Source organism: Megalodesulfovibrio paquesii (assembly GCF_054653055.1).
Genome location: NZ_BAAIGQ010000005.1, coordinates 1311454 through 1335371, shown reverse-complemented (window position 1 = coordinate 1335371; position 23918 = coordinate 1311454). Strand labels below are relative to the sequence as shown.

Below are 23918 nucleotides of genomic sequence, written 5' to 3'. Positions count from 1 at the left end.
AGGCTGATGCAACTTTCAAAAAAAAGTTTGGTGCATCAGCTGGCCTTCAGCCAAGGGATTTTGGAAAGCTTTACCATTCCTTTCATGGTTGTGAATTGCTCATTCAGAATAATGTACCTGAACAAGCACATGGTGGAGTTGCAGGGAGGAACTGCTGAAACGGAACAGTACCTTGATCAAGACATCTCGTTGCTGTTGTGTTACAGTGAAGATGCCATTCAGTTGCTTCAGGAATGTTTTGCAACCAAGCATGTCTACCAGCATCATTCGTTATTGTTGGAATCCTTGCGTGGTCTTCCGCATACTGTCCAGGCGATCGCCTCCCCCGTATTTGGCGTGCGGAATGAGGTGTTGGGCGCTTCATTGGCCTTCGTGTCCGTGCCGCACCCCTTTGTTGCACCGGCATCGTCCTCTGCGGAGGAATGCGCCTCCGCGTGGCTGGACTGTGGCCACAAAACCATGGTGCTCATGGCCCAGCAGGATGGCACGCTGGCCCATACGGACGCGACGCTGGAGCGGTTCCTGACGGCCGCCGGCCTGACGATGAAGGATTTTCTTCCCCCCGACCATGCGGCCTGGGTGGCGCAGTGCCTGCATTCCGGCCAGCGCAAGACCGGCGTGCGCCACACGGTGGCAGGGAAGGGCTATTCCTGGACCTACACCCCGCTCATGACCCTGCACACCGTGCAGGTGAGTGTGACGGAACTGCCTCCGGCAGAAAAGCCAGAGGACCGCGCCGCCGAAGAGCACATGCACGATCCGCTCACAGGCCTGGCCAACCGCGCCTTGTTCATGCTGCTGCTGGGCCAGGCGCTCAAGCGGGCTGCCCGGGCCTCGCAGCAGCAGTTTGCGGTGCTGTTTTTGGATCTGGATCGATTCAAGCTCATCAACGACTCCCTCGGCCATGATGTGGGGGATGCCCTGCTGCGAGGGGTTTCCGAACGCATTCTCGGCGTGCTGCGCTCCATCGACACCCTGGCGCGATTGTCCGGCGATGAATTCGTTATCCTTCTGGATTCCGTGGATGATGTGGCCGGAGCCATGCACGCGGCCGAACGTATTCTCATGGCTCTGGACAAGCCCTTTGTCATCCGCACGCACGAACTCTTTGTGACTGCCAGCATTGGCATTGTTGTGGATAACGGCTCCTATGCCTCTCCGGAAGAGCTGGTGCGCGATGCGGATACGGCCATGTTTCGCGCCAAGGCCCAGGGCAAGGGCTCCTGCATGGTCTTTGACAAGGACATGCACAAAAGCGCCCGAAAACGCCTGGAAATTGAGATGGATCTCAAACGGACCCTGGACCGCGACGAGTTCAGGGTCTTTTATCAGCCCATCGTCAGTTTGCGCACCTTGCAGCTGCATGGGCTGGAGGCGCTGGTCCGGTGGTTCCATCCGGTGCGCGGTATGGTTTCTCCCAATGATTTCATCCCTCTGGCAGAAGAAACAGGCATGATCATCCACATCGGCACCTCGGTGCTGTATGAGGCCTGCCGAACCGTTTCCGACTGGCAGGTTGCCTTTCCGACCCGCCGCGATCTCCTGCTTTCGGTGAACCTCTCGGTGCGTCAGTTCAACTCGCCCACGCTGCTGGACGACATGCAGCAAATCCTGGCCTGGTCGGAATTCCCGCCGCACCTGCTCAAGCTGGAGATCACCGAATCCGGCATCATGGAGAATGCCGAATCGTCCCTCAGGTTGCTCAACGCCCTCAAGGCCATGCAGATTCGTCTTTCCATTGATGATTTCGGCACAGGCTATTCCTCGCTTTCCTACCTGCATCGCTTTCCATTCGACTTCCTCAAGGTGGACCAGTCCTTCATCCGCCTGATGCATGAGAGTGACGAGAACATGAAAATCGTCAAGACCATCATTACCCTGGCGCATGACATGGACAAGCAGGTCATTGCCGAAGGCGTGGAAACTGTGGAGCAATTGCACACCCTGCGGCTGCTGGGCTGCGAATATGCCCAGGGATTTCTCTTTGCCAAACCGCTTTCCGCCGAGCATACGGAAACCCTGCTGGCTGGTCCGGCAGAGTGGTCTCATGTGCTGGAACCGGCCAGTACGCCGGAAGAAACCTATTGGGAGGAAGACGCGTGAGCGCGCGCTGCCAGGCCCGACTGATCCTCTCCGGCCGGTTCGACCCCGATGAATTGTCCAGACTGGCCGGCATGAAACCCACAGGCGTGCGGTTGCGCGGGGATTTCGTCAAGGGAACCATCGCCCAGTACGAACAGGATCAGTGGATTGTGGCCACACCGGCCCGCCCTGTGGGGCATTGCGAGGACGTGCTTTTTGATCTCTTTTCCCTCGTCTCCTCCCAGGCCCAGGCCCTCCATCAGGCTGCCCGGCTGCTGGCATTGCGGTCCACGGTCCGGCTGCAGCTTTTCCTTGACGCGGACACGCCGCCGCCCATCCTGGCCTTTTCCCCTGAGGTCATGCGCCGCTTGATCCTCCTGGACGCCACGCTGGCTGTGCAGGTTATCCCCCCTGGTGATGACGGCGAGTAGGCTGTCTGCGACAGGCCCGCCGCGTTCCCGCGCTTGCCTAAGGAACTGGGTTGAGGCTACGATGCAGGCAAGGATGTTTCCAAGATGAATGCAACCACCGCACCGCTTGCCTCCCCGCAGCGGCATTTCACGCCGGATCCGCACCCCGAGAAGCCGCTTTTTCTCGGGGTCAGCACCTGTCTGCTGGGCCAGGCCGTCCGCTACGACGGGGGGCACAAACATGATCGTTTTCTGACGGACATGCTCGGCCGTTTTGTCCGGTTTGTGCCCGTGTGCCCGGAAGTGGAGTGTGGGCTGGGGGTGCCGCGCGAGGCCATGCGTCTGGTGGGCGAGCCGTCCGCACCACGGCTTGTGACCATCAAAACTGGCATCGACCATACCGACCGCATGCTGGCCTGGGCCAACAAGCGGGTGGCGGCGCTGGCTGCAGACCCGGCTGCGCCGTTATGCGGGTTCGTGTTCAAGAGCAAATCTCCCAGCTCCGGCATGGAGCGGGTCAAGGTGTACGGCAAGAACGGGCATCCCGTGAACAGCGGCGTGGGGCTGTTTGCCCGTGTTTTCATGGAGCACTTCCCCCTGCTGCCGGTGGAAGAGGAAGGCCGCCTGCACGACGCGCGCCTGCGCGAAAATTTCATTGAACGGATTTTTTTGTACAAACGCTGGCGTGATACCGTGTTGAATGCGCCCACCCCGGCCGCGTTGGTGGCGTTTCATACCCGGCACAAGCTGCTCTTCATGTCCCACAGCCAGGAAAAGCTGCGGGCCATGGGCAAACTGGTGGCAGGCATCGGGGATGCGGATCTGGAGGCAGTGCTTCCGCAATACGCGGTCTTGATGATGCACGCCGCAACGCAACAGGCCACGACCAAAAAGCAGCGCAACGTCCTGCTGCACGCCATGGGCTACTTTAAAAGGCAGCTTGGAAGCGATGAAAAGCAGGAGTTGCTGGAAGTGATCGACCAATACGCCGCGGGCCTGGTTCCGCTCATTGTGCCAGTCACCTTGCTGAACCATTACATCCGCAAATATGCAGAAACCTACCTGCAGGGGCAATGGTGGCTGCAGCCGCATCCCATGGAACTGGCCCTGCGAAACCACGCCTGAGGGGTACGCAACGTGTTGGAGTGGCGGTTTGGCAGTGCTTGAAAAACTGCAGAAAATACGCAAAGAATCTGCAACAGTTTTATAGTGTTTTTTCAACAGGGCTGCGGAACAGTACATAATGAGTTGCGCGTGCGGGCCTGGCCACGCACGGTGCCACACGCGTCAGCATCTCTCGTGTTCTCACCCCGGGGTACTGCCACTGCAGCGGGAGCGGCATCAAGATGGCTTCGGAAGCGCACATCGCCCAATGGCTGGCCTGGGCCAGGGAAATGCAGGCCATGAGTCAGACCGGCCTGGCGTATAGTAAAAGCGATTACGATACTCAGAAGTACACACGTTTTATGGAGATTGCGGCAGAAATGACGGCCCTGGCCGCCAGTCTGCCTTTGCCCGATGTCCTGGAAGGATTCCGCATCCAGCCGGGCTATGCCACGGTCAAGGTCGATGTCCGCGGCGCGGTTGTCCATGAGGGCCGCATTCTGCTGGTCCGGGAAACCCAGGACGGCCGTTGGGCCATGCCCGGTGGCTGGGCCGACGTGGGCGAGCTGCCCTCGGCCATGATTCAGCGTGAAATCCTTGAAGAAAGCGGTTACGAGGCCCGGCCTCTCCGGGTGGTGGGGGTCTTTGACGCCAACCGCGGCGGCAGGCCCCTGGAGTTTTTTCATGCCTACAAGATCGTCTTTCTGTGCGAGTTGACCGGAGGGCAAGCCAGCACCAGCCAGGAGACGTCCGCGGTGGGCTTCTTTCCCTTTGATGCCTTGCCGCCCCTGTCTGAGCATCGTACCAACTCCCGCCATCTTGGCGAGGTACTGCGGCATCTGGAGTGTCCTGAAGCCCCTGTCTATTTTGATTAATGTCTGCACACCGACACCATCCTCCATTTTTTCGTGCTCAAGGCCTTGGTCCTGAGGCCGAGCTGCAAATTTTGGAGCAGTGCGTTGTTTGGGAATCGGACTGCTTGTCATTACAAAGGATCAAGACGCATCATGACCTCGTTGCCTCCTGCCGTGGCTTTGTTTGACGTGGACGGCGTGCTGGTGGATTCCAAGTCCGCCTATATCGGATTTTACAACGACGTGCTCGCCCATGTCGGCCTGCCGGCCATGACTGCCGCGCAGGAAGTGGACATCTTCTCCTTCACCTTCGAGCAGGGCTTCGAGCACCTGATCCCGCCGCCCCTGCGCAGCGCCGGCCGGGCCTACATCGATTCCACCAGCATTCGGTCCTACCTGCCCAAAATCCGCCCCATGCCCGAGGCATTGGACATGCTGGCCCACCTGCGGCGCAAGGGGCTCAAGCTGGGCGTATGCACCAACGGGGCCCGCAAGGAAGTGGATATCGTCTTTTCGACCTACGGCATTGCCGAGGCCGTGCATGCCGTGGTCACCTGCGATGAGGCGCCCAGGCCCAAACCCAACCCGGACGGGCTCTTGTTGCTGCTGGAGCAACTGCAGGCCCGCCGTGACCAGACGGTTTATGTGGGCGACAGTCCCGTGGACGAGCGCGCGGCCCGTGCCGCAGGGCTGGAGTTCTGGGCCTTTGCCAATCCGGGACTCACCGCTGCACGGCATGTGGGCAGCCACGCGGAACTGCTCCGGCTGTTCGGGGTGTAGGGGGGACACCGGCTGGCGAGCGCCGCTATTGGGAACTGGGGACGAGAATGTCCCCGGCGATGATTCCGGCGCGCAGCTGTTCCATCTCGGTCAGCAGTGCAGGCGGGATGGCCGCTCGGGTGTAGGTCATGGGCGAGAGGCTGACGCCGCCATTGGCCAGGGAAAAGGCATAGAGGCGGTTTTTGAATTCGCCGTACATGATGGCGTCGATGACCTGCTCCAGGGCCACATCCAGCCGCTTCATCACGCTGGTCAGGATGACGCCTTTGGCCAGATAATCCTGGTCTGTATCCACTCCCACGGCATGCAGGCCCTCTTCGGCGGTGGCCCGAAACACGCCGGGATTGGAGCCACCGGCTACGGCAAAGAGCACGTCGGCCTGATGCTCCCGCGCCAGGGAGAGCGCCACCTCCTGCGCCTTGCCCGGGCTGCTCCAGGGGTTGGATTTGGGCGCGGCCTCGGCCAGAAAGATGCGCTGCAGAATGCAATGAGGGTCGTGATGGATGGCGCCGGCTTCAAAACCCTGGATGAAGTCCAGCACCGCCGGCGCAGCCGCCCCGCCAATGCTGGCCAGCACATGCGTGCGGGACATTGACGCGGAAAGATACCCGGCCAGAAACGCCGCTTCCTCCACATGAAAACGAGAGCCGGCCACGTTGGGCGCATAGACCGCCGGGGCGGCGTCCACCACAAAAAATGTCACCTGGGGATGCTGCGGCGCCAGCCCCTGCACGGCGCTCAGCATGGACCAGCCCTGCCCGGCAATCACCACGGTGCAGTTGCGCTGGATGAGCGTGCCCAGCGTGCTTGCAGATGCCTTGGCCCAGGCTTCGGCGGAGAGATTGCTGTTGGCGTGGGAGGAAACCGGCGGCATGGCCTGCATGTCCAGGGCATAGCCATGCCGGGCACGCCCGGCCGCCAGGGCGGCATATTGCATGTCGTTGTAGCCTTTGTCCCCCAGCCCGTCGGAGGAAAGAGCCAGACACACCTTGTGGCGCGGCCCCTGGGAGGGGCCACGGGCCGGACGATCCTGCGTCAGATCCGGTGTTTGCCCCTGTACCTGGGAAGACGTTGGGAATCCCCCGCTCGCATTGGATGCATTAGCTGACTCAGGCGCTTCCGGCTCACCGGAACATCCCGCCGCCGCCAGAAGCAGCACGCCGCACAGCACGACCCGCGCAACGAATCCAAGGCCCATGGACTGTCCCGCCTGCAAGGGGTTGTGGTCAATTCCAAATGGGTTACAACATAAATATCCGGTGCGAGGCAATACATAATGCAGCGGGGCATCTTGCTGCTGCCCGACATTCACCAGATTCCCTTGCGCCGCGCGGCCCGCCCGGCCAGAACCTCCACCAGCAGCATCAGCCCCAGGGGCACGATAAGGAACAGCAGGGTCAAGGTCGCGGCCAGACTGCGATCCGAAGAGCTCAGGTATGGGAACAGATGCGCCGTATAGGATTTGACCACCCCGCCGCCGATGAGCAGCACCAGGAAATACTCTGAAAACGCCACCAGAAAGACCACCGTGCCGCCGGCAATGGCCGCTGGCAGCAGCAGTGGCCATTCCACTCGCCAAAAGCACTGCAGCGGCCCGGCTCCGAGGTTGACCGCACATTGCCTGTAGCCTTCGCCCATGGCTTCATAGCCGGCAGTCAGGGCCCGGAGCATGTAGGGGTAGCTGAAGGTCGTCAGCATGAGAATCACGCCGAGGGTGCTGTCGTCCAGGCCGACCCGGATGAAGAGCGTGTGCGCCCCCATGGAAAAGGTCATGGCTGGCGCCAGGGCCGGCGCCAGGAGCAGACCCTCCACCAGTAGCCTGCCTGGAAATTCCCGCCGGGCCAGCAGCGCCGCGGGCATGAGACAGAGCACCAATGCCAGCCCGGCCACGGCCAGGGAATAGCCCGCGGAAGCCAGCAGCAGATCTCCCAGAACCAGACGATGCGTCCAAAGGTACTGCAGACTGCGGGCGCTCAGGGTTGCGGGCAGCAGGTCGGGATACCGCCAGCCCGGTCCGACGGCGTACACCCCCAGCACAACCACCGGCAGCACGAACAACACCCCCAACAGGCAGAGCAACGCGGCCGGCCTCACAGTTTGCGCTCCCTGCCGCCGAGCCGGCGGGCCAGCCGGGTGTACAGCACAATGCAGCCCAGGGAAAAACAGAACATGGCCGTCAACAGGGCCATGGCCTGGGATCTGTCCGCCAGATCGCGCTGGAAGGTGATGTTATAGACCTCCACGGGCAGCATGCCCGGACTGCTGCCGGCCAGAAGCCAGGGGATGTCAAAGGCCCCGACACCGTACAGGAACAGGATGATGAAGACCGTGTGCATGGTCGGGGCGCAATGGGGCAGGATGATCCGCCGGAAGCGTTGCCCCGGCCCCGCGCCAAGCATGATGGCCGTGCTTTCCAGTTGGGGATCCAGCCGCCGCAGGGCCGCAAGGCAGAGCAGGATGGCAAAAGGGGTTTCCTTGAAGACATAGGCCAGAATCATCCCCGTGCCCCAGGGGGTGTAGAGCAGGGCGGGGAACTCCGCCGGGTTGGCGATCAGCCCCAGGTGGTGCGCCAGCCCGGCCAGCAGACCGGACTGTCCGCAGAGCACCAGAATGATAAACCCCGCGGCCACATGGGGCAGGATCAAGGGCAGCTTGTAAATCGTGGCTGCCGCCTGCCAGCGGATCGGAAGCCGCCAGATGCCCCAGGCCAGAGCCACGCCCAGGAACACCGAAACAAGCGCCGAAGCCAGCCCCACCCACAAGGACAACGCCCAGGACCTGAGCATCCAAGGATCCAGCAGCGTGGCCCACACCTCCACCGCCGGGGCCAAGGCCGGCACGGGCAGCCACCAGCCCAGGGCCTGCCCCATGGTCAGCCCCAGCCCGCCCAGGAACAACACGCCCACGGGCAGGGCCAGGGGGGACAGGTGCAGCAGGGCCTGTAAAAACCGGATCCGGCGGCCGGGCATTGTGGATGATCCTACCGCAACACCTTTTGATCCCAGCCCTTTTCCAAAACCTCCAGCCAGGCGGAAGGGATTTCGGGCACAGCCTTGGCCGCCAGGACGTCGGGCGGCAGGGTGGCCGGGCCGAGGTCCACGGCCTGGAATCTGGCGCGCGTGGCCTGGTCCAGGGTGTTCAGGTCGATGGCCGGATAGTCACCCCAGTTGGCCGGGTCGAACTTGGAGAGCTGGGCCTCGGGCGAAAGCAGGAAATTGGCCGCCACCATGGCCGCAGGTTTGTTGGGAGAATTGGCAGGAATGGCCGTGAAGTGGGTGTTGTACAGGGAGCCGTCTTCCATGATGAAGGTCCGCACCGTGGCCGGGAAGGCGCCGGCGAGGATCTGGCTCTGGGCGTGGCAGGGGTGATAGCTCATGGAAAAATCAATTTCCCCGCGGGCAAAGAGCGTGTCCATTGCAGCGGGGTCCTTGGGGTAGGTCCGCCCCTGTTGCCAGAGGCCGGGCTTGATGCCATTGAGCCAGGCCCAGAGTCTGGGGGCATTGGCTTCGAAGAGCTGGGGCGAATAGCCGGCCATGTACTGGGTATGCCCGCCGGTGATGGCGTAAAACACCTGACGAATAAAGGCCGAGCCGGTGAAGTCCGGTGGCTGGGGATAGGTGAAACGGCCGGGATGGGCCTTGATCCATTCGGCCAGGGCGGCAAAGGTCCGTGGCGGCTCGGCCATGCGGGCGCTGTCGTATTCAAAGACGAACTGGGCGCGACCGTAGGGCACTTCATAGCCGTTGGTGGGCTTGCCAAAGTCAAAGGCCACGCCGGCGGGATCCACATGGCGCTGGAAGTTGGGCAGCTGCTGGGCAAAGGGACCGTAAAGCAGGCCGGCATCCATGGCGTTCTTGAAGTTCTCGCCATTGATCCAGAGAAGGTCGATGGAGCCTTCCTGCTTGCCGGCGGCCTTTTCGGCCAGCAGCTTGTTCATGAAGGCCGAGGCATCCATGGGCACGCGCTCCAGGGTGATGTCATACCGGGCCTTGAGCTCGGTGGCCACATAGCCATCCACCCACTCGTTGGTGTGGGACCAGCCACTGTACATGTAAAAGCGTACCGTGCCGCCACGGGCGGCAGCCTCCACGGCGGACCAGTCTGCGACCATCGCCGGGGTGGCGAGTGGAGGCTCTGTGGTGGTGTCTGTGGCCATAACAGGCGCGGCCGCATGCGGCAGGAGCAGGCAGCCCAATAATGTCAGCAGGCAGAACAGTCGGCACATGCGGATGCCTCCGGGGCAAAAGGCTGCGGAAATGAGGGACGAAGCAGAACGCGGACCCGATCGCCAGGAGCGCACCCGTTCATGGTGCTGTACACCAGCAGGGAATGCCCCACGGCGCGGAGCTGATACTTCCAGAAGTGTCCGGCAAAGGTGGCGGCTTCCACCACGGCCGGGCCGTCGGGGGCCGGCTCCAGGTGAAGCGCTTCGGGACGCAGCAGGAGCGGTTCGGCCCGGACGGGCCACTCCAGGGCCTGCTGCAGGGCCGGGGGAATGGTGTTGACCGGACCCAGAAAGGCCGCAGCCTCGGCCGTGGCTGGCGAGTGGTAGAGTTCCTGGGCCGTGCCGCACTGGATAAGCCGGCCGTCCAGGAGCAGGGCCAGCCGGTCGGACATGGCGAAGGCTTCCTCCAGATCGTGGGTGACGCTGATGGTGGTCACGCCAAAGCGACGCTGCGTCTCGCGGATGAAGAGGGCCGTCTGCAGCTTGAGGTTGCGGTCCAGATTGGCGAAGGGTTCGTCCAGCAGCAACAATGCCGGCTCTACCACCATGGCCCGGGCGATAGCCACGCGCTGCTTCTGACCGGCGGAAAGATGGGCCGGATACACGGACGGTTTGTCCGCCAGGCCAAAACATTCCAGCATGGCCAGCACCTTGGTCTCAATCTCGCGCCGGGGCAGTGCCCTGGCCCGCAGGCCGAAGGCGACGTTCTCAAACACCGTCAAGTGCGGGAAGAGCAGAAAATCCTGAAATACCAGGATGACAGGATGCTGCCGTGACGGTGCCGTGGCAAATTGGATACTGCCGGCATCGGGTTGTTCCAGGCCGGCAATGCATTTGAGCAGCGTGGTTTTGCCCGCGCCAGACGGCCCGATGCAGGACAGAAGCTCGCCAGGGTGAACATCCAGCGAAATATCCAGCAGCCCAAGGCACGGCGCTTGGGCTGCGCTTGTCCTGCTGGCAGGGTATGTTTTGCTCAGGCCGCGGAGGTGCAGGAACATGGATATTTCTTGATGTGATGAATCAGATTTAGTGATGGATAGTCCACCCCTTATGGCATGTTCCAGGCGAAGGCGCAAGAAGAGGGGGGAATCACTCCTCCTGCACCAGTCCTTCGCGGCGCAGGTATTGGGCGATTTCCCAGGCCAGGACGCCATTGCCGGCTTCGTTGAAATGGGCCAGCCCGTCGGGCAGGGGAAAGCGGGAGTTGCGCATGGGGGCGGTGAGGTCCAGGGAGCGGAGGCCGTTCGCCTGGGCCAGGGCATGCAGTTCCGGCATTTGCGTCAGCAGGACAAAGGTGGCGCCGTGGGCTTTGCTCTCGGCGTCCATGGCCTGCAGAATGGCCAGGGCTGTGCCGTAGAGTTTCGTCTGATGCGCCCACTGGGCAGCGGTGAAGCCCGGGGGGACTTCCAGTTCCGCGGCGACGGCAGGCTTGACCGTGCTGCCAAGGCTGCGGACGGAGTGCAGGAGCAGATCGCGCAGCATGGTGTAGGCCATGCTGCAGGAGGCGATCCGGTCGAATTCCCTGAGGGCGACATACCAGGAGGAGTTGTTGGTCACCGGTGCGTTGGTCAGGGTCAGCGTGCCGTTGTCCTCCAGCACAAACATGGGCTTGCCCATGCCCCAGCGGGAATCGTGCAGGTGGCGCTCGTCACCAAAGTGCGAGATCAGGGCCATGACGATATCCGGATGGTATCTGAAGCCTTCCTTGCGCAGAAAGAGCAGTTCCTGATCGATGCCGTAGCCGTCCACACCCAGGTTGATGCATTCCACCTGCTTGAAGTATCCTTCAACAAGCATGCTGTAATGCTTGCGGATGGGCACGCCGAAGCCGAAAGTCCGCGAATCGCCCAGGAGCACGATGCGGGTGGCGTTGGCGGGCTTGTCGTAGGTGGTTTCGTCGTCGCGCAGGCCCTTGGAATTGACGTCGTACCGGATAATGTCCCCGGTGCGCTTGCTGGAGCCGCTGCTCCCCGGCCGCAGGACCCAGCCGAGTTCAGGATCCAGCCGGCTGATGTGCGAAGGCACGGTCAGGCCCAGGGTTTTGGGCAGAAGGACATACATGAGCCGCGCCCCGCCCTCGATACACAGCAGGACAAGCGCAAGCAAAATCAGCAGATACAGCCGGATGCGGGAAGAGGAGAGGGCTTTGGCCGGGGAGGCACCCGAGGGCTTGGCCGCGTGAGCAGAGCTGGTCATCAAGAGTTCTCAGTACGTTCCGTATGGTTGAGGCCGGGTGAGGAGGACGACTCCAGCAACCGGAGCAGGGCGTCCAGATCCACGGGCTTGCTGATGAAGCCATCCAGTTTCAAGGCGTCGGAGGCTTCTGAAAAGGAACTGATATGGGACGAATAGGCGGTCATGGCGTACACCGGCGTGTGCCTGGGAGGGCTCTCGGGAGTGCGCGGCGCAGCCCGTTCCCGCTGCCGCAGCAAACGCGTGGTCTCCAGGCCATCCATGCCGGGCAGCTGCAGATCCATGAGAATCAGATCGTAGGAGTGGCAGGCGCATTGGGCCAGGGCTTCCTCGCCGCTGGCCACGGCCGTGACCTCATGGCCGGCCAGACGCAGCACCTCGGCCAGGGAGAACCGGCCGGGAGCATAGTCGTCCACCAGCAGAATGCGGCGGGGCTGGGTGGTGCGGGGCGGGCCGATTGCGGGAGTGGGCACCGCAGGCGCGACAGGCGCAGGCTCTTGCGCTGTTACCTGTGGAATGCCCAGAGGCAACAGCAGGGTGCGGACGCTCTCCGTCACCTCCAAGGCAGAGACCGGAGGGTGCAGCTGCACGGTGGCCTCCAGGCCAGGGAGCAATGCGTCCAGTTCGCGTTGCAGCTGCTCGGGCAAGGCGGGCGCGGCATCCGTGATGCAAATGGCCATCATGTTGGCCCGCGCTGCAGGGGATGCGTCATGGTGACGGTGGGCCTGCAACCGGATTTCGCCGGCCCGGGTGTGGCGGACCGAATGTTCCAGCAGCAGCAGCAACACATGCAGCAGGTCGGCCGGGGCGCCCAGCAGGGGGCCCTGGGCGGCAGGGGCCACCCCCCAGGCAATCGTCACCCCCTTGGCCCGGGCCTCGGCGGAATACACGGCCACGGCCTGACTCAGGAGCTCGGGCAGGGTGAAGCGTTCGGGCACAGGCGCGGCTCCGGAGGTGCGTATGTCGATCAGCCGATGCAGGGCGGCGGCGGCGGCCTCCAGTTCATGCGCGAGCCGGAGGGTTTGCGGTTCGTCAAGCTGCAGCAGTAACTGGCCCAGCGTGGCCCGAAGCCCGCACAGCGGAGAGCGCAGTGCCTGCAGACGACGGCAACAGAGGACTGGCTCACGAACTGGTGCGAGTTCTGGCGCAGGTTCTGGCGCGCCTGACGAAAGGGCAGTTTCGAGCGGTGCGGCAGCGCGGTGGTGCATGGCACGGTGGTAGCGTGTTTTGGTTGTGCCCGCAATGCCATCCTCTGCGCAGAGAGGAACTCTTTTCATAAAATTATCGACAGATACCGCAATTTGTACGTTGCCCTCTGGACGGCTCCCCGGAAACATGACAAGGGCGATTTTCAGAGATGCGGCATCTCGCCGCACCCGCACCTTTTGCGGAGCATGTCATCCCATGAAGCGTCTCGACGCCGCCCTTGAACAGGAGCCTCCCAGTAGGGGGGGCTGCACTCCTCGACATTCTGGCGGTCAGCTTCGTTCCCGTCCCCGGCCTCTGGACTCTAATTCCCAACCATTTGAAATCAATCAACAGACATTCCCGGTTCTCGGGCATGCCGCCGTCCTGCGCGCCTGCCTGGCCGATGCCCGACAGTTTCGCAAATGTTTTTTTCCTGGCGTCTCGGCCCGCATGTGGCGGGACTGGCGCTGGCAGATGGCGCATCGTGTGCGCACCGCGGCAGAGCTTTCTCGTTTCCTGACCCTGAGCGAGGCCGAGCGTGATGGCCTGGCCCTGAAAAAGCGTGGCCTGCCCGTGGCCATCACCCCGTATTATCTGCACCTTCTCGACGCGCTAGACCCCGGTCAGCCCCTGCGGCGGACCATGGTTCCCGTGCGGGATGAGGCGCTGCATTCCTGCGGCGAGGCGGCGGATCCCCTGCACGAGGGCTCCCATGCCCTGGCCCCGGGGCTGATCCAGCGCTACCCGGACCGCGCGCTTTTTCTGGTCACGGACCGTTGTGCCGCGAACTGCCGCTACTGCACCCGCTCCCGCATGGTCGGCCGCGGGGCGGCCGGCGAGCGGCCGGAGAAGATTCGCGCCCGTTGGGAGCGAGCCATCGCCTGCATCGAGTCCCGCCCGCAAATCCGCGACGTGCTCCTCTCCGGCGGCGATCCGCTGACCCTGGAGGACGATGCCCTCGCCTGGCTCCTGACCCGCCTGCGGCGCATCCCGCACCTGGAGGTGCTGCGCATCGGCACCAAAACACCCATGGTTCTGCCCATGCGCATTACCGGCGCCCTGGCGCGCATGCTCAGGAAGTTCCATCCGTTATGGATGAGCATCCATTGCACGCACCCCAGCGAGCTGACGGACGAATCCACCAGGGCACTGGGCCGGCTGGCCGACGCCGGCATCCCCCTGGGCAGCCAGACCGTGTTGCTCAAAGGGGTCAACGACGACATCGGGACCATGAAACAACTCTTTCATGGCTTGATGCAACGCCGGGTTCGGCCGTATTATCTGTATCAGTGCGATCCGATTCCCGGCTCAGCCCAGTTCCGGACCTCCGTGGCCGACGGCCTGGCCCTGATGGAGCAGCTGCGAGGCCACACCAGCGGCTATGCCGTGCCGACCTTCGTCATCGACGCACCCGGCGGCGGCGGCAAGATTCCCCTGCTGCCTACCACAGTGCTTGGTACCTCCCCGCAGGGTCTGGTGCTGCGCAACTATGAGGGCCGGGCTTTTGTGTATCCGGATCACTCCCTGGCCGGCACGGTGCCGAATCCGGGTACGGCCGGAGCGGATCCCTTTTTTACCCTGGAAACTCCGGAAACCGCCACGGAGCACTGATGCGCATCGGTCTGGCCTTTGATTTGAAATCCGCCTGGATGTCCCAGGGCTTGTCCGAGGAAGAGGCCGCGGAGTTCGACGCCGAGGAGACCGTCCAGGCCATCGAAACCGCGCTGCGAACCCTGGGCTTTGAGGTGGATCGTCTGGGGAATGCCCGGCAGCTCATGCCCCTGCTTCTGGAAGGAGAGCGCTGGGACGTGGTTGTTTCCTTGTGCGAGGGACTGTACGGCCTGGGCCGGGAGTCCCTCGTGCCCTGTCTGCTGGATGCCTGGCAGATCCCTTACGCCTTCTCAGACCCCCTGGCCCTGGCCGCCACCCTGCACAAGGGCGTGGCTAAACGTCTGGTGCGCGAGGCCGGGGTGCCCACGCCGGACTTTGCCGTGTGCGCCGATGCGCTGGATGTCCATGAGGCGCTGTTGCCCTGGCCGTGTTTCGTCAAGCCCGTGGCCGAGGGCACGGGCAAGGGGGTGGCCGCGGCCTCCAGGGTCCGGAGCCGTGACGAACTCATGGCCGCCTGCCAACACGTGTGGCGGCAGTTCCGGCAGCCGGCGCTGGTGGAGACGTATCTGCCGGGCCGCGAGTTCACCGTGGCCGTGCTGGGCACTGGCCGGGAGGCCGAGGTGCTGGGCGTGCTGGAAATCCTCCTGGCTCCCGAGGCCGACGCTGCCGGCTACACCCATCGCAACAAAGCCGACTACACCCGCCTGGTGCACTATGCACTGGCCACGGATCCCGTGGCATTGCAGGCAGGGCAGGTGGCCCTGGCGGCCTGGAAGGCGCTGGGGCTCAGGGACGTGGGCCGGGTGGATCTGCGTTGCGATGCTGCCGGCGCGCCGCAATTTCTGGAGGCCAATCCCTTGCCCGGCCTGCACCCCGTGGACTCTGACCTGCCCATCCTCTGCCGGCTGGCCGGCATTGACTACCAGGAGTTGTGGCGGCGGATCATGACCGCCGTCTGTGCCCGGCTGGGGCTGGCCATGCCCTGTCCGATTTGTCTTTGAGCGTGCCGCCATTGTCTTTGTAGTCCTTGTGATTCGTGCCGTGTCGCCATTTCGACGCCAAGCCGATGCTATACGCCGGCACCAAAAATGGATACCAAGGCACAGGCTTCAATCCCGGCTGTTCTGGTACGGATTGAGGACGGAGGTGCTTTGTTGGCACCCGCCTTGGAACTCAGCGCAAGGAAGACGAGCATGTTCAGCACATTGCAAGATGTCATCGCCGCCATGCCCGCCCGTGGGGACAAGCCTGCCGTGCGGGCATTCATGGAAGGAGGCTCCCGCACCCTGAGTTATGGCCAGTTGCATGCCCAGGCCAGCAGACTGGCGGCCGGGCTGGCGGAGCAGACTGGCCTGTCGATTGCCAGGGGCGAGCCGGTGGGGCTGATGCTCCCGGCCTGTCCCGAAGCCTTTATCATCTGCCTGGGCATCCTTGAGGCTGGCGGAGCAGTGCTGCCCCTGGATGTGCAGCTGGCTGGCGAGGGCCTGGCGCATATTCTGGCCGACAGCAGCCTGCGTCTGGTCTGCACCACCACCGAACACGCCGCGGTGCTGCACGAGGCTGGCGGCGCGGATCTGCAATTGCTGCTCATCGACGTGGCCGAGGAGGATCCGCGGTCCTGGAAGCGGGCCTTCGCCGCCGAGACCGTCTCCTCCGCGCTGCCCCGCGTGACCCCGGCGGACACCGCCGCCCTGTTTTACACCTCCGGCACCACCGGCCGGCCCAAGGGCGTGCCACTGAGCCACGCCAACATCATCTTTCAGCAAAATGCCCTGGTGGCGGCCAGACTCATCAGCGCGGCAGACACCATGCTCCTGCCGCTGCCACTGCATCATGTCTATCCCTTTGTTATCGGCATCTTCACGTCCCTTTCCCTGGGGCTCACGGTGGTGCTTCCTCAGTCTCTGACCGGGCCGCACATTCTAGGAGCCATCAAGGAAGGGGAGGTGACCCTCATCGCCGGCGTGCCCCGGCTGTACACGGCCATCCTCTCGGGCATCCGGGCCAAGGCCGCCGCCAAAGGCCTGGCGGCCCAGCTGGTCTTTGAGAAACTCGCCGCCACCAGCGCCTGGATCAAGGACAAGACGAACCTGCGCGTGGGCAAGCTCCTGCTGCGGTCCCTGCACGAAGCCGTGGGGCCAAAGCTGCGGGTGCTGGCCTCTGGCGGGTCGCCCCTGGATGCCGAAACGGCCCGTGAGCTGGAAGCCCTGGGCTGGGAAGTGGCCGTGGGGTACGGGCTCACGGAAACCTCGCCCATCCTGGCCCTGGATGCCCCCGGCGAGGCCCGGGCCGGCACCGTGGGCAAGCCCATGCCCGGCGTGACCATCCGCATCGAACCCATCCCCGGCCTGGAAAGCCTGCCCGATGGCGTGGGCGAAGTGCAGGCCCAGGGCGCCGGGGTGTTTGCGGGCTACCGCAATCTGCCTGAAAAAACAGCCGAAGCCTTTACGGAAGACGGCTGGTTCCGCACGGGGGACCTTGGTCGTCTGGAAGAGGATGGCCGGTTGCGTCTTTTTGGCCGGGCCTCGGTGATGATCGTCACCCAGGGCGGGGAGAATGTGGACCCGGAAAAGGTGGAACAGGCCCTGGAGACGCACCCGGTCATCGCCGAGGCCGCGATTCTGGCCTGGAAGGGCGGGCTGGCGGCGCTCATTGTGCCAGACGCCCTGGAGGCCCGCAGCCGACGCTCGAACATTGAGGAAGTGGTCCGCGAGGCTGTGGGCCAGGTGGCCCAGACCCTGCCCAGCTACCAGCGGCCTGTGGATGTGGCCGTGCACCCCGCGCCCCTGGAGCGGACCCGCCTGGGCAAGCTGCGCAGGCACACCCTCAAGGAACAGTTCGAACGCGCCAAGGCCGGCACCGTGACTGCCGTGGATGACAGCGGCCCCCTGCCCGAAGAACGCTGGCCCGAAGCGGACCGGCCGCTGCTGGCCGATTCCAGGGCCCGCGCTGTCTGGAACTGGCTGTGTGAACGCTATCCGAACGCCAGACTGTCCCCCTCGACCCAGATGCAGCTGGATCTGGGCGTGGATTCACTGGAATGGCTGGTCATTGGCCTGGCCCTCAAGGACGTGGCCGGGGTGGAGATTTCCGAAGAGGCGGCCAGCCGGATCGTCACCGTCCGGGAGCTGCTGCAGGAGTCTGCCGGCGCATCGGCCTCTTCTGCAACGGGAGCGGATATCAGGAATGATTTCAAAACAATCATGGAGCACCCGGAAACCGTGCTCACCGAGGCGCAACAGCACTGGCTGACGCCGCTTGCGCCCTGGATGCGGGCCGTTTCCTGGTGTGTCTGGCTTTTCTTCCGCCTGCTGGCCAAGACCTTGTTCTCTCTTGAAATTCGTGGGGTGAAAGGGCTGCGGGATCTGCCGCAGTTCGTACTGGCCCCCAATCATTTAAGCTACCTGGATCCCTTTGTGGTCTTGCCGGCTGTATCCTTCAAGGAGCTGACGAGAATGCAGGTGGCGGGCTGGACCGGCGCTGCGTTCCACAATGCGGTGTTCCGCTTCTTCAGCCGTCTGGCCCAGACCGTGCCCATTGATCCCGATGGCGGGGTGGCCGCGTCCCTGGCCTTGGGGGCGGCGGTGCTCAAGTCGGGCCGAAGCCTGTTGTGGTTTCCTGAGGGGGTGCGCTCCACCAGCGGGGAACTGCGGGAATTCCGGCCAGGGCTGGGGCTGCTGTTGGACCGCTATCCCGTGCCCGTGGTGCCGGTCTGCATCCATGGCACCTGGGAGGCCATGCCGCCGGGACGATTCAGCATCCGCCGGGCCAGGGTGGTGGTGGAGTTCGGCGAGCCTGTGCCTCCCCGCGTGTTGCTGGAAGAAGGCGCCGGGCTGACTGACGGCGCCATGTCCGCTCCGGCGGCCCAGCGGATGATGCTGGCTGTGCGCCAGCGGGTGGCCACGATGCAGGCCCGCCTGCGGGCCGAAGCCGGAGGCAAGGCATGAGCGGGTCCTGTCAGCCGTCCACTCCATCCGCCACGGTCTGGCAGCTTCGGGCCTGGGCGCTGTATGATCTGGCCAATCAGGCTTTTGTCACGCCCATTCAGTCTTTCATCTTTGCGGCGTACTTTACCAACGCTGTGGCTGCGGACCCGACCCTGGGCACCACGCAATGGGGCAATATGGTGGGGATTTCCGGGATGCTCATCGCCCTGGGCGGTCCGTTGCTGGGAGCCATGGCCGACCGCACCGGCCGGCGCAAGCCCTGGCTGGGCGTGTTCACGGCCCTGTGCATCGTCTGCACGGCCTTGCTGTGGAATGTGGGGCCGACTCCTGGCGATGTGCCCCTGGCCTTGCTGCTGGTGGGGCTGGGGACGCTGGCTTCGGAATATGCGCAGATTTTCTACAATGCCATGCTGCCGGAACTGGCGCCGGTGGAACGCCAGGGGCGCTGGTCCGGCTGGGGCTGGGCCACGGGCTACTTTGGCGGCATCGTCTGCCTGGCAGCCTGTCTGGTGTTGTTTGTCGGGGAGAATCCGTTGATCCCGCTGCCACGCGAGGGAGCCTATCATGTCAGGGCCACCAACCTGCTGGCTGCGGGGTGGTATCTGGTTTTCTGCCTGCCGCTGTTTTTGTTCACGCCGGATGCCCCGGCCACGGGCGCGGCCCGGCTGGGGCCGGTACGGGCGGCCAGAGAAGGCGTACGCCAGCTGGCCGATTCCCTGCGCCATGCCCGCAAGCATCGGGACATCCTGCGCTTTCTCGTGGCCCGGACCATCTATAACGAAGCGCTTTCCACCACGTTCGTGTTCGGGGGCATTTACGCTGCCGGATCCTTTGGGATGAGCACGGCCGAGGTATTGACCTTCGGCATTGCCATGAACATCAGCGCCGGGCTGGGAGCCTTTGCCTTTGCCTGGGTGGATGACGCCATCGGCCCGCGCAAGACGATTCTGCTCTCCCTGCTGGGGCTGGTCATTCCCGGCGCGGCCATCCTGCTGGTGCATGAGACGCTGTGGTTCTGGGTGTTCGGGCTCTTGATGAGCGTCTTTTTCGGGCCGGTGCAGGCTGCCAGCCGGACCTGGCTGGCCCGCAACGCCCCGGAACACCTGCGCACGCAGTTTTTTGGGCTCTTTGCCCTGTCCGGCAAGATCACGTCCTTCATGGGGCCGCTGGCCGTGGCCTGGCTGACAGCCATCTTTGACAGTCAACGCATTGGCATGAGCTGCATCGTGGTGTTCCTGGTGCTGGGGGGCCTGCTCATGTGGGGCGTGCCCGGCGCGGCCAGGATGCCAGAAGGGCAAGCCCCGGCCTGATGCTTACGGCAGTTCGCAGCTGCTCAAGATGCGGTCAAGCTCTTCCAGCTGGACAGGCTTGGGGAGGTAATAGGTAAATCCGGAATTCAGAAAGCGCTCCCTGTCTCCGGACATGGCGTGGGCGGTCAAGGCCACAAAAGTGGTGCCGGCTGCCAGTTCCGGGTGTTGCTGCCGCATACGGAGCATGGTTTCCACGCCATCCAGGCCGGGCATCTGAATGTCCATGAGGATCACCTGATACATGGCTTCGGCAGCGTGGCCGCTGTGGGGCGTTCCATGCTGTTCCTCCTCGCCAATGGCCTGAATCACCTCCAGCGCTGCCTCGCCAGAGGCCACGGCGTGCACACGGTGCCCCAGCGCCTCCACAAGCCGGGAAATGGTCAGGCGGTTGATGGCGTCGTCTTCCACCAGCAGAACCCGCTTGCCCATTGTGCTGTGCCCGCTGCAAAGACCGCCGCCCAGGACGCTGATATCCTCAGTGCACTGCAGGGGAAGCAAACAGTGCACGAATGTGCCTTCCCCTGGCATGCTTTCAAGGCACAGCTGGCCTTGCAGCATGGTGACGATGCGTTTGACGATGGCCAGCCCCAGCCCGACGCCACCATGCTTGCGGTGCAGACTGCCATCGCCCTGGGTGAACGGGGCAAAGATGCTGTCCAGCATGTTCAGGGGCACGCCCGGGCCGGCATCCTCCACAGTGAGCAGCAGGGCAATGGAGGAACCGGGCGCCACCTGACCGACCAGCTCGGCCGTCAGGGTGACAATGCCATTTTCCGAAAATTTGAGGGCATTGCCCAGCACATTGAAAAGAACCTGCCGTATTCTGGCTTCATCTCCGATGCAGACATCCGGGATGTGTGGAGAAATGGCATACTGCAGCAGCAGCCCCTTGGCCCGGGCCTCGTGACTGAAGATCTCCACCAGAGAGTTGAGCAGCACGCGGGGGGAGAAGGGCTCCTGCCGGCGCTCCATGCAGCCGGCCTCCATGCGGGAGAGGTCCAGCAAATCGTTGAGAATTTGCAACAGCCGCAGGCCGGAATCGGCCGCCACGCTGGTCAGCTGGTGCAGATCCGAGGGCAAATCCGAGAGCTGCAGCACCTGAAGCATGCCCAGGATGCCATTGAGGGGTGTGCGGATTTCATGGCTCATGTTGGCCAGAAACTCGCTTTTGGCCCGGCTGGCCTCCTCGGCCAGTTCCTTGGCCCGAAGCAGGGCCTCGGCGGCGTTGCGACGTTCCGTCACGTCTTCCAGCATGCACACCACCTCGCCGGAAGGCAGCGGGAACACGCTGCCGGCAAACCACCGGCCCTGTCCCAACGACCTGGGTCGGAACTCTGGCAATTGTTTTTCCACCCCGGACGCATGCACGGCCTGCATCGTCTTCATCAGGTTGGATTCCCTGATGCTGGGGAACAGCTGCGTCACCCGCTGGCCAAGGGCGCGTTCGGCGGCAATGCCGGTAAAGGCTTCCGCACCAGGATTCCAGCCGGTACAGACGAAGTCCTGTCCGCCTTCCACCGGCTGGCACACGGCCACCACGGCGTTCATGCGGCCCACCAGTTCGCGGTAGCGGGTTTCGCTGCTCTCCAGCCTGCGGCGGCTTTCCATCTCCTGGGTGATGTCGGTAAAAATGGAAACCACTTCGCCATTTGGCAAGCGGTATATCGAGTCGGAAAACCAGCGCGCGGAGTGGCCGGGCATGGCCATGCACAGGATTTTCCGCTGAGGCGCGCCGGTCAGGGCCACATCTCTGAGGCGGTCGAAGACACCTCCTGCGCGAAGATATGGCAGGACGTCCAAAATCGGTTGCCCGGTAATTTCTTCACGCGTTTTGTCCAGCAACGCCAGGCCGGCAGCGTTCATTTCCTTGATGCGAAAATCCGAGGCATCAGGCCCCACGGGTTCGCACACAAGAATTCCCGTCTGCATGTGCTGCACCACGGCCTGGTACCGGGCTTCGCTTTCCTCCAGGACGCGGCGGGCTTCCTGGCGTTCGGAAATGTCTCGCACCAGGGCAAAGACAAACGGCGGGTCATACGACTGCGCATATTGGGTGATGATTTCCACCGGAAACCTGCTTCCATCCTTGCGATGATGCCAGGTTTCAAAGCGCATGGTGTCGCCTTCGATGCGGTTCCTCCAAAACCGGAGGAGAAGATCCAGGGGGTAATCCGGGTCAATATCCGGCACGCGCATGGTCAGCAGCTCTTCACGCGAATAGCCCAAGGAGGCGACAGCGGCGGCGTTGACGTCCATAAAGCGCGCCGTCAGAGGGTCAATCCAAAAGGCGGCGTCCGTACTGTGATCCAGCGCGTAGCGGGCAATCTCCAGCTGCTTGACGGCCTGATTGCGGATGGTGGTCTCCATACCGCTCACCAGCAAAGCCGGCTCGCCATGCCAGTCCACAGGCTCGCAGGAGACGACCATATCGCGGTCGCGCCCGTACAAGTCCTTGACAACAATATCTAAATCCCGAACCTGACGGGGCGTGCCATAGGCCTTGCGCAGGGCCTGCCATTGCGTGGAATTGACGAGTCCCAGCGCCACAGGGGAATTGCCAACTGCCTGCGCCGCGGAAAGACCAAATGTGGTTTCGAAGGTGTGATTGACACGCAAGAATTGCAGAGACTGCGCGGAAAGCACCGCCATGACCGACGGCGCATGCATGAATGCGGACTCAAAAGGCAAAAGAGTGCCTTTGGCCGCAGTGCCCTCGCAGGACTCTTCGCGCAGTGCCTGCAGGGTTGCCTCGGCGGTTGCAAGTCGCCGACGCAAGTCCTCCACTTCCGCCATGGTGGCGGGTAACCCCTGTTGCAACATCTCTCCCCCCCGGGAGGCAGGGCAATGCGCCCTGCACTGGACTGGCTGCCCCCGCAACAACAGCAAGGGATGGCCAAGCCAAGACAAAACTGCTGTTGAGGACGCGATTCGCCTGGTACATCGCGCCTGTACCTGGCAAGGCAGTAAAACGGAACCGTATAAGATTCAAGTAGAAATTCTGCAGGACCGCGAGACCGGGGAAATAAGAGACAGAAGTGGCGGGGTAAACTGAATAGCTACGCGAGGATAGAGAACCGGTGTATTGAAAAACGGCCGGAGTGCAAAAAAGGTAACCGTGGAAGACTAGGCCTGGCTGCGCTCTATGCGGTTGCGGCCAGCGTTTTTGGCGGCGTACAGCGCCCGATCCGCCAGTTTGAGCAGGGTGTCCACATCCTGCATCTGGCTGTCTGTGCAGGCCACGCCAATGGACACCGTAAACTGCAAATCATTTTCGGATGCATCCTCCAGCCGGTGCTGATCCACCCGCAGGCGGGAAGATTCCACACTGGCACGGATGCGTTCCGCCACCACCGCGGCATCGTCCAGGCTGGTTTCCGGGAGCAGGATGGCAAATTCCTCGCCGCCAATCCGGGCGAAGATGTCCACCTCGCGCAGCTGGGTACGACCGGTTTCCGCCAGGGCAGCCAGGACCAGATCGCCCACGGAGTGGCCAAAGGTATCGTTGATGTTCTTGAAGTGGTCGGCGTCAATCATCAGCAGGGAAAGGGAACTGCCGTAGCGCCTGTGGCGCTGGAACTCGGCCCGGGCATGCTCCATGAAGTGGCGGCGGTTGTGCAAGCCGGTGAGTTCGTCGCGAATGGCCATTTCCTTGAGGCGCTTGTTGGCCTCAGCCAGACGGCCGGCCAGATCCATGAGCTCGCGCTCCCTGATTCTGCGCTGGTCGATCTCTTCCTTGAGCTTGAGCACGGAGTGCACGCGGACCCGCAGCTCAATCCTGTTGACGGGCTTGGTGATGTAGTCAATGGCTCCGGCCTGGAAGGCCTGCTCCAGGCTTTGCTGGTCGGCATTCACGGTGACCATGACGATGGGGATGTCGCGCAGCCGGCCCACAGCCTTGATCCGCCGCGTGGCCTCTATGCCATCCATGTCGGGCATCATCAGGTCCATGAGGATGGCGTCCACCGGACATTCGCCTGCGCCGGTGTTGTCCAGTTCCAGGATGCGGAAGGCCTCCTGGGCAGAGCCGGCCAGGGCGATATCGGCGTGCCCGGCGTGGCGCAGGATGGATTCCAACAGCAATCTGGAGGTGTCCGAATCGTCTATGATGAGAATTTTCACACGGCTTATCCAGTAGTTAAGGGGCTGCCCATGGTCCAGATGCATTCCCGCATTGTGTCAAAATGTCAAGCAGATAATTGCCAGACACGATCGGA

18 protein-coding genes are annotated in these 23918 nt (G+C 63.2%); 9 read left to right on the top strand and 9 right to left on the bottom strand.

The window, feature by feature from the left end; translation table 11 throughout:
- The first annotated feature begins 351 nt into the window (after positions 1-351).
- The 5 genes from ACYQ00_RS12640 to ACYQ00_RS12620 all read left to right on the top strand — a co-directional run bounded on the left by ACYQ00_RS12640 (position 352) and on the right by ACYQ00_RS12620 (position 5230).
- A complete protein-coding gene (locus tag ACYQ00_RS12640; protein ID WP_460032458.1) occupies positions 352-2103 on the top strand; it encodes a putative bifunctional diguanylate cyclase/phosphodiesterase in 1752 nt (583 codons plus the stop codon).
- Positions 2100-2513 (top strand): DUF4279 domain-containing protein, encoded by a 414-nt coding sequence (locus ACYQ00_RS12635; protein ID WP_460032457.1) that lies wholly within the window; start codon positions 2100-2102, stop codon positions 2511-2513. The genes ACYQ00_RS12640 and ACYQ00_RS12635 overlap by 4 nt, the downstream gene beginning before the upstream one ends.
- Positions 2514-2597: 84 nt before the next feature.
- On the top strand, positions 2598-3617 hold the full coding sequence (locus ACYQ00_RS12630; protein ID WP_460032456.1) for a YbgA family protein: 1020 nt from the start codon (positions 2598-2600) through the stop codon (positions 3615-3617).
- A 221-nt stretch (positions 3618-3838) separates the two neighbouring features.
- Complete coding sequence (locus ACYQ00_RS12625) at positions 3839-4471, top strand: NUDIX hydrolase (RefSeq protein ID WP_460032455.1); 633 nt, start codon at positions 3839-3841, stop codon at positions 4469-4471.
- 132 nt (positions 4472-4603) lie between these two features.
- Positions 4604-5230, top strand: a complete 627-nt coding sequence (locus tag ACYQ00_RS12620) for an HAD family hydrolase (RefSeq protein ID WP_460032454.1) — start codon at positions 4604-4606, stop codon at positions 5228-5230.
- Between the two features lie 25 nt (positions 5231-5255).
- Here ACYQ00_RS12620 and ACYQ00_RS12615 read toward each other — a convergent pair whose 3' ends face one another.
- From ACYQ00_RS12615 to ACYQ00_RS12585, 7 genes are all read right to left on the bottom strand, one after another.
- Positions 5256-6428: a BMP family lipoprotein gene (locus tag ACYQ00_RS12615; protein WP_460032453.1), complete on the bottom strand. Its 1173-nt coding sequence runs from the start codon at positions 6426-6428 to the stop codon at positions 5256-5258.
- A 110-nt stretch (positions 6429-6538) separates the two neighbouring features.
- Positions 6539-7324 (bottom strand): ABC transporter permease, encoded by a 786-nt coding sequence (locus ACYQ00_RS12610; protein ID WP_460032452.1) that lies wholly within the window; start codon positions 7322-7324, stop codon positions 6539-6541.
- The gene (locus tag ACYQ00_RS12605; RefSeq protein WP_460032451.1) at positions 7321-8199 is read right to left on the bottom strand and encodes an ABC transporter permease; all 879 of its coding nucleotides are present in this window, start codon (positions 8197-8199) and stop codon (positions 7321-7323) included. The genes ACYQ00_RS12610 and ACYQ00_RS12605 overlap by 4 nt, the downstream gene beginning before the upstream one ends.
- Before the next feature lie 11 nt (positions 8200-8210).
- Positions 8211-9455: an ABC transporter substrate-binding protein gene (locus ACYQ00_RS12600; RefSeq protein WP_460032450.1), complete on the bottom strand. Its 1245-nt coding sequence runs from the start codon at positions 9453-9455 to the stop codon at positions 8211-8213.
- Positions 9431-10453 (bottom strand): ABC transporter ATP-binding protein, encoded by a 1023-nt coding sequence (locus ACYQ00_RS12595; RefSeq protein ID WP_460032449.1) that lies wholly within the window; start codon positions 10451-10453, stop codon positions 9431-9433. The genes ACYQ00_RS12600 and ACYQ00_RS12595 overlap by 25 nt, the downstream gene beginning before the upstream one ends.
- 91 nt (positions 10454-10544) lie before the next feature.
- A complete protein-coding gene (locus tag ACYQ00_RS12590; RefSeq protein ID WP_460032448.1) occupies positions 10545-11651 on the bottom strand; it encodes an SGNH/GDSL hydrolase family protein in 1107 nt (368 codons plus the stop codon).
- Positions 11651-12925, bottom strand: a complete 1275-nt coding sequence (locus ACYQ00_RS12585; RefSeq protein WP_460032447.1) for a response regulator — start codon at positions 12923-12925, stop codon at positions 11651-11653. Before ACYQ00_RS12585 ends, ACYQ00_RS12590 begins: the two co-directional genes overlap by 1 nt.
- A gap of 127 nt (positions 12926-13052) precedes the next feature.
- Between ACYQ00_RS12585 and ACYQ00_RS12580 the strand changes: the two genes are divergently transcribed.
- The 4 genes from ACYQ00_RS12580 to ACYQ00_RS12565 all read left to right on the top strand — a co-directional run bounded on the left by ACYQ00_RS12580 (position 13053) and on the right by ACYQ00_RS12565 (position 19704).
- Entirely contained in the window at positions 13053-14447 is a 1395-nt protein-coding gene (locus tag ACYQ00_RS12580) for a KamA family radical SAM protein (protein WP_460032446.1), read from the top strand.
- Positions 14447-15448 carry a D-alanine--D-alanine ligase family protein gene (locus tag ACYQ00_RS12575; RefSeq protein ID WP_460032445.1) on the top strand — a complete coding sequence of 334 codons (1002 nt, stop codon included), beginning with the start codon at positions 14447-14449 and terminating at the stop codon, positions 15446-15448. The genes ACYQ00_RS12580 and ACYQ00_RS12575 overlap by 1 nt, the downstream gene beginning before the upstream one ends.
- Before the next feature lie 192 nt (positions 15449-15640).
- Positions 15641-18394 carry an AMP-binding protein gene (locus ACYQ00_RS12570; protein WP_460032444.1) on the top strand — a complete coding sequence of 918 codons (2754 nt, stop codon included), beginning with the start codon at positions 15641-15643 and terminating at the stop codon, positions 18392-18394.
- Positions 18391-19704 (top strand): MFS transporter, encoded by a 1314-nt coding sequence (locus tag ACYQ00_RS12565; RefSeq protein WP_460032443.1) that lies wholly within the window; start codon positions 18391-18393, stop codon positions 19702-19704. The genes ACYQ00_RS12570 and ACYQ00_RS12565 overlap by 4 nt, the downstream gene beginning before the upstream one ends.
- A gap of 3 nt (positions 19705-19707) precedes the next feature.
- On the opposite strand, the gene ACYQ00_RS12560 is transcribed toward ACYQ00_RS12565, so the two are convergent.
- Both ACYQ00_RS12560 and ACYQ00_RS12555 read right to left on the bottom strand, forming a co-directional pair.
- On the bottom strand, positions 19708-22371 hold the full coding sequence (locus ACYQ00_RS12560; RefSeq protein WP_460032442.1) for a PAS domain S-box protein: 2664 nt from the start codon (positions 22369-22371) through the stop codon (positions 19708-19710).
- Positions 22372-22827: 456 nt separating this feature from the next.
- Positions 22828-23823, bottom strand: coding sequence for a GGDEF domain-containing response regulator (locus ACYQ00_RS12555; RefSeq protein WP_460032441.1), 996 nt, complete (start codon positions 23821-23823; stop codon positions 22828-22830).
- Positions 23824-23918 lie beyond the last annotated feature (95 nt).